Here is a 6,593-nt window from a genome sequence, read left to right as displayed (position 1 = left end):
TACCGCCACGGGTGCCGCCAATCAGCAACCCCAATCCGCGCGCCACGGATCAGCCGGCACGGGCCAGCCTTTGGGTGTGGTTAACGAACCCTGCAGTAATCGGTGGATGGGGGCCTTAGTCGACTGCGAACCGCAGCTCAGCTGCACCGCCGTTGAACTGTGTGGTGCCGACCAGGTGCATCCGGCCGGTGGGGCTCGTGACGGGCAGCAGGCGGCGGCCGGACCCCAGCGCAACGGGCATATAAGTGATCCATAGTTCATCCAGCAGGCCGGCATCAGCGAACTGGGCGGCAGTGTTGCCGCCGCCGATTACCCAGACGTTTCGGTCCTCGGCGAGCGCCGACGCCTGTTCCAGGACGGGCTGCACGTCCCCGCTAACGAAGCGCACACCGCTGGCGGGCGGCGCTTCTAGGTTCCGGTGCGTCAGCACCAGGCAGGGCAGCTCGCCATAGTCCCAGGTATCCGGCTGCTCGGCGCGGAGCCAGTCGTAGGTCTCGGCGCCCATGATGATCGCACCGACCCCGGACATAAAGCGGTCGTAGTGTTCCTGGAAAGAATCGAAGCCGAAGGCCAGGAGCCAGTCCAAGCTGTTGTCCTCGGTGGCGATGAAGCCATCCAGTGACGAAGCAACGTAATAGATGACTTTTGCCATGCCTAGAGAATACCGGGAGGGCAGGGCCGGCGGTTAGGGCGGGGCCTGCTGAAGGCGTAAAGGATACCCATTAGCCATCGGCGTCGATTGCGGAGCCGCACTGCGTTCGGGGCGCAACGCCTGTCCTATAGATGCATATGCATGTAGTGTTAGTGGGAACAGTTCGCGTCCGGAAAGGGCTGGGATACATATGAGCAACGTAGAGACTGCGCCGGTTGAGGTGGAGTGCGCCGCCGCGCCTGCGGATACCGCCGTCGAGATCCATGCTCCGCGCGATGTCCCGCTGGGCGGGCCGCGTGCGATGCCCGTCCGCCGCACGCTGCCGCAGCGAGGGCGCAGCCTGATCGGCGCCTGGTGTTTCGTGGACCATTACGGGCCCGACGACGTCGCACTCACCGGCGGTATGGTGGTTCCGCCCCATCCGCACACCGGGCTGCAGACGGTCAGCTGGCTCTTCACCGGCGAAATCGAGCACCGCGACAGCACCGGAGCCCACGCCATGGTGCGGCCGGGTGAACTCAACCTGATGACTGCCGGCCGCGGCATCGCGCATTCTGAAGTCTCGACGGCGGAGGTCAGCATCCTCCATGGCGTCCAGCTCTGGCTGGCCCTGCCCGAGGCAGCCCGCGGCACGGAGCCGCGGTTCGACCACTACGTTCCGGATGCCATCGGCGGTCCCGGCTGGGAACTGCGCGTTTTCCTTGGAGCGCTCGCTGGCTCAACGTCCCCGGTGGAAACGCATTCCCCGATCCTAGGCGCGGAGCTGGTCCTGGCACCCGGAGCCAGTGTGGTGTTCGACGCCGATCCGCGGTTTGAGTACGGCCTGCTCGCGGACACGGGGCCACTGGAGTTCCAGGGGGCCGCCGTCGCGCCCGCAGAGCTCGCCTACCTGGCCCCGGGCAGCCGAACGCTGCGGATCAGCGCACCGGCGGACACTCCGGCCCGGGCGGTGCTCATCGGAGGTGAACCCCTCGGGGAGACGATCGTGATGTGGTGGAACTTCATCGGCCGCAGCCATGAGGAGATCGTCCAGTACCGCCGTGACTGGCAGCAGCACATCGGCGCTGAAACCCACCCGGGCGCGGAACCCGCCAGCCGGTTCGCCACCGTCCCAAATGATCCGCTGCCCCCACTCCCGGCTCCGGTCCTGCCCAACGCCCGGCTCCGGCCGCGCCGCTAACCCAAAAGGACCACTAACCCAAAAGGACAGGCAAAATGCAGATCCAGGACAACCCGGCGCAGCTGCGCTTCGAAGACGGGGGCCGGGCATGAGCGGCAACCGGGTCTTCATCGACAAGGAGCACCGGCCGATCTACCAGGCGCTGGCGGCCACCGCAGCCGCAGTGCGGACAGCGGCCGAGGAAGCCGGGATGGACCGGATTCTGATGGAGCTGGTCAACCTGCGCGTCTCACAGCTCAACGGCTGCGCCTACTGCCTGGACCTGCACACCCGGTTGGCGCTGGAAGCAGGGGAGACGTCCCAGCGGCTGGCCGTCCTGCCGGCCTGGCGGGATACGGCCGTTTTCAGCGACACCGAACGGGCAGCCCTGGGGCTGGCGGAAGCGCTGACAATCCTCCCCGGCGGGGAACAGCGCGAAGAAATCTTCGCCAAATACCAGGGGCTGCTCAGCGCCGAGCAGTTCTCCGTCCTCAGCTGGGCGGTCGTGACGATGAACGCCTTCAATCGGGTCTCCATCATCAGCGGGCATCCGGTCAAGCCGCGCTGAGCTGAGCTTGGGCCGCCCTTGAACCGAACCGGGGTTTTCCCCACAGCCGGGGAAATGCAATAGTGAGCCATACCGTAAGCATGCTGATTACAGGAGGCATCCATGGCAGAACGGCTCGTTGCAGACCTGATCGTCGAACGGCTGAAGGCCTGGGGAGTGCAACGGATTTTCGGTTACAGCGGCGACGGGATCAACACCGTCCTCGGTGCACTGCGCCGCTCCGGAACACCCCGGTTTGTGCAGGCCCGGCATGAGGAAAACGCCGCCTTTATGGCTGTCGGGCATGCCAAGTACACCGGTGAGGTCGGGGTGATGCTCTCCACCCAGGGACCCGGGGCCGTGCACCTGCTCAACGGCCTGTACGACGCGAAACTGGACAGCGTCCCGGTCGTCGCCATTATCGGACAGCAGTCCCGCACTGTGCTCGGTTCGGCGTACCAGCAGGAAATCGACCTGCTGAACCTCACCCGCGACGTCGCCTCCTTCCGCCAGCAGGTCAACAGCCCCGAACAGCTGCCGCTGGTGCTGGACCGGGCGTTCAAGGCAGCACTCACGGACTGGGCCCCCGCCGTCGTCATCATTCCGCATGACATCCAGCAGGCCCCGGCCCCGGAACTGGAGCAGGAACACGGGATTATGCACAGTGCACCGGTCTGGAGCTCCCCGCGGCTGGTGCCGGCCTCCGCCGATCTCGAAGCAGCGGCGGCGCTGATCAACGACGGCGAGCGGGTAGCACTGCTGGTCGGCCAGGGCGCCCGGCAGGCCCGCAGGCAGGTGGAAGCGCTGGCGGACAAAATCGGTGCAGGCATCACGACGTCGCTGCTGGGCAAGCCCTATGTGGATGAATCCCATCCGCTGTCCGCCGGGGTGATGGGACACCTGGGGACCAGCGCGAGCGGATTCGTACTGGGGGAGTGCGACACCCTGGTGATCGTCGGCTCGGATGACCCCTGGTCGGAATTCTATCCACCGCCCGGGGCCGCGCGTGCGGTGCAGATCGACGTCGACGCGGCCGCCATCGGCAACCGCTATCCCGTGGAAGTGGCGGTCACCGGCGATGCGGCGGCCAGCCTCGATGCCCTGCTGCCGCTCCTCACCTCCCGGGCCGAATCCCCATGGCGGAGCAGAGTGGAAGAAGGCGTCCGGCGCTGGAATCGGCTGGCTGCCGAACGTGCTGCGACACCGGCCCGCCTCGTCAACCCGGAACTCGCGGTGCGCGAACTCAGCGACCGGCTGCCCTCCACTGCCCAGGTGGCGGTCGACGTCGGCAGCATTGTGTACTGGTACGCCCGCCAGCTGCGCCTCCCCGAAGGTGTTCCCGCCCACCTCTCCAGCACGCTCGCCAGTATGGGCTGCTCGATCCCCTATGGACTCGCCGCGAAACTCGCCGACCCGCAGCGTCCGGTGGTAGCGCTGACTGGTGACGGTGCCATGCAGATGGCTGGCCTGTCCGAACTGATTACGGTCAGCCGGCTCTGGCCGCAATGGGCGGATCCCCGGTTCGTGGTGCTGGTGCTGCATAACAACGAACTGGCCGAGGTGACGTGGGAACAGCGGGAAATGGAGGGAGATCCCCGGTTCGAGAAGAGCCAGGCCCTGCCGGACTTTTCCTTCGCACGCTACGCCGAACTGCTGGGACTTCAGGGCATCCGGGTTGATGACCCGGCCCAGCTCGGTGCAGCGTGGGACGCGGCCCTGGACGCGGACCGGCCGGCCCTGATCGAGGTTATGGCCGATCCGGACGTCCCCCTGCTGCCGCCGTTCCCGGCCGGCAAGGAGAAGGGCCGGACGATGATGGATGCCCTGGCACAGGAGGGACCGGACACGCAGCACGCCCGGGAACTGCTCCGGACATACCTGGTCCAGGAGGAAAAGCTGGGCAAACCCTGACAGCTCCCCACCGAGAGCGCAGTTTCTGCTCTCGGCGGGGATGGCACCGCTCCCGTCCTTGGGCCGCGGCCCCGCTACTGCTTCATCGGGGCACCGAGTTCCACTGGTTCGTCGTCGTTGAAGTACGCCGATTCCGAGTGCGCCGCGAGGTCGATGCCCTTCACCTCGTGTTCCTCGGGGACGCGCAGTCCCATGACCAGGTCCAGGACCTTGGCAATGCCCCAGGTCAGGACGAAGGAGTAGGCCAGAACCGCCACGGTGGCCACCGTCTGGATGCCGAGCTGGCCCCAGCCGCCGCCGTAGAACAGTCCGCTGACCCCGCTGGGAGCGGCCTCCGTGGCGAAGAAACCGATCAGCAGGGTTCCGATCACGCCGCCGACCAGGTGAACACCAACGACGTCGAGCGAATCGTCGTAGCCGAGGCGGAATTTCCACTCGATCGCCAGTGAGCAGACCAGTCCGGCAATCGCGCCGATTGCCACCGCGCCGAGCGGGCTGACCGCACCGCAGGCCGGGGTGATCGCCACGAGCCCCGCGATCAGGCCGGAGGCCGCGCCGAGAGTGGAGGAGCGTCCCAGCCGCAGCCGTTCCATGAGCGCCCAACCCAACAGCCCGGCGGCAGCGGCGACGGCGGTGTTCAGGAAGACCACGGAGGCGGTGTGCCCGGCGCTCAGGGCCGATCCGGCGTTGAAGCCGTACCAGCCGACCCATAGCAGGCTGGCCCCAAGGATCACCAGCGGACGGTTGTGCGGGCGGCTGACGATCTGCGGCCAGCCCCGGCTGCGGCCAAGGACCAGGGCCAGGGCGAGGGCCGCGACACCGGCGTTCATGTGGACGGCGGTTCCGCCGGCGAAGTCGATGGCGCCGAGGGTATTCGCGATCCAGCCGCCGGTGACCGTGCCGTCTTCGTTGTCGAACGCGAAGACCCAGTGCGCCACCGGGAAATAGACCAGCGCGGCCCAGAGCCCGGCGAAGACCATCCAGGCCCCGAACTTCATCCGCCCAGCAGCGGCTCCGGCCACCAGGGCTGTGGTGACGCAGGCGAACATCAATTGGAAAGCAGCGAAGAGGGCCACCGGGAGTGTTGCCGACGGGTCATCGGTGAGCAGCTGTTCCAGGCCGAAGAACTCGAGCGGGTTTCCGAGCAGCCCCAGGGAACCGAGCGAGTTGCCGAACGCGGCCGAGTACCCAAATAGCACCCACAGGATGGCCACGAGGCTGGCACTGCCAAAGCACATCATCATCATGTTGAGGATCCGCCGTGAGCCCACCATTCCGCCGTAAAAGAATGCGATGCCGGGGATCATGAGGCAGACCAGGGCCGAGCTGGCCAGCAGCCAGGCAGTGTTTCCTGAGTCCATGAGCGAACTCCAATCCGGTTCGTGCCGGCGCTGGGCCGGGCGGGTTTGGGGGTGGAGAGGGGAATGCGTGTGGAAAGGGGTTTGCGTGAAGAGGGGAATGCGTGTGGAAAGGGGCGTGCGTGTGGAAAGGGACGGACCATTCGGGCCGAGACACTGTGGGGTCGGGACCTTGTGGGGAGTAGAGATCTTGCGGGCCGGTTCCGCACTTGGGATGCCTCACTGGGATGCGGTCCTACCGGCAACTGCGGGTAGTCGGTCCTGCCGGGCAGTGCTGCCACGCACTGCCCGGCACAAAGGGTCTGGGTCCCGTGTTGCACAAGGCCGATCGCAGACCCGGTTGTCGGCTTGTCGGCTTGTTGGCCAGCCGGCTTAGGTGGGGGAGTCGGGGGCCGGAGCAGCGCCTCTGCAGCAGCGCTGTGCCTGCACGGATCTGGTGTGCAGGAGAATCATGTGTGGCCGGCATCGGGTGGCGGAACTTCGTCCGGAAATGCGGCGTCCATTTAGGTTAGGCGGCACCGTGTTACAGCTGGCAGCCCTTGCATGTTATCGCTGTGTTAACAAGTGCTGGGAGGCTGCTGGTTGAATCCTGATGGGGTGTTGGCGGAGGGCTGTCCGCCTCGGACGTGTGGCGGCACCCCTGGAAGTGGCTGCGCGGCGGCGAGCCGGGCCGGACCACGCAGCGGGCTGGGCCAGCGGCAGTGGCACCTTGCCGCGAAGGACCTATCTAGGTTGCGGCCTACCTCATCCCACATCGCGTGCGCAGATCTGGCGGGTAACTGGCCGCCGCAGCCGCCACAACTGCGCACCCAGTCACCATACGATCCGCCCCAGTCACCAGTGCGCAGATCTGACGGGTAACTGGCCGCCGCAGCCACCATACCTGCGCATCCAGTCACCAAACGAGCTGCCTTAGCCGCCCAGTGCGCAGATCTGGCGGGTAACTGGCCGCCGCAGCCGCCACAA

5 protein-coding genes are annotated in these 6,593 nt (G+C 66.7%); 3 read left to right on the top strand and 2 right to left on the bottom strand.

Going from position 1 to position 6,593, the window contains the following annotated elements; genetic code table 11:
* Positions 1–115: 115 nt before the first annotated feature.
* A complete protein-coding gene (locus RTN46_RS15920) occupies positions 116–652 on the bottom strand; it encodes a dihydrofolate reductase family protein (RefSeq protein WP_312182849.1) in 537 nt (178 codons plus the stop codon).
* A gap of 190 nt (positions 653–842) precedes the next feature.
* Between RTN46_RS15920 and RTN46_RS15915 the strand changes: the two genes are divergently transcribed.
* The 3 genes from RTN46_RS15915 (at position 843) to RTN46_RS15905 (ending at position 4,269) form a co-directional block, all read left to right on the top strand.
* Positions 843–1,832 carry a pirin family protein gene (locus RTN46_RS15915; protein WP_312182847.1) on the top strand — a complete coding sequence of 330 codons (990 nt, stop codon included), beginning with the start codon at positions 843–845 and terminating at the stop codon, positions 1,830–1,832.
* A gap of 88 nt (positions 1,833–1,920) precedes the next feature.
* Positions 1,921–2,379 carry a carboxymuconolactone decarboxylase family protein gene (locus tag RTN46_RS15910; RefSeq protein ID WP_312182845.1) on the top strand — a complete coding sequence of 153 codons (459 nt, stop codon included), beginning with the start codon at positions 1,921–1,923 and terminating at the stop codon, positions 2,377–2,379.
* 102 nt (positions 2,380–2,481) lie between these two features.
* Positions 2,482–4,269 (top strand): thiamine pyrophosphate-requiring protein, encoded by a 1,788-nt coding sequence (locus RTN46_RS15905; protein WP_312182843.1) that lies wholly within the window; start codon positions 2,482–2,484, stop codon positions 4,267–4,269.
* A 74-nt stretch (positions 4,270–4,343) separates the two neighbouring features.
* Here RTN46_RS15905 and RTN46_RS15900 read toward each other — a convergent pair whose 3' ends face one another.
* Positions 4,344–5,630 (bottom strand): ammonium transporter, encoded by a 1,287-nt coding sequence (locus RTN46_RS15900; protein WP_312182841.1) that lies wholly within the window; start codon positions 5,628–5,630, stop codon positions 4,344–4,346.
* Between the last annotated feature and the right edge of the window lie 963 nt (positions 5,631–6,593).

This window comes from Arthrobacter sp. (genome assembly GCF_031988865.1).
Lineage (GTDB): Bacteria > Actinomycetota > Actinomycetes > Actinomycetales > Micrococcaceae > Arthrobacter_B.
Note: the sequence above shows the minus strand (reverse complement) of the source record. Positions and strands in the feature narration are given on the sequence as shown.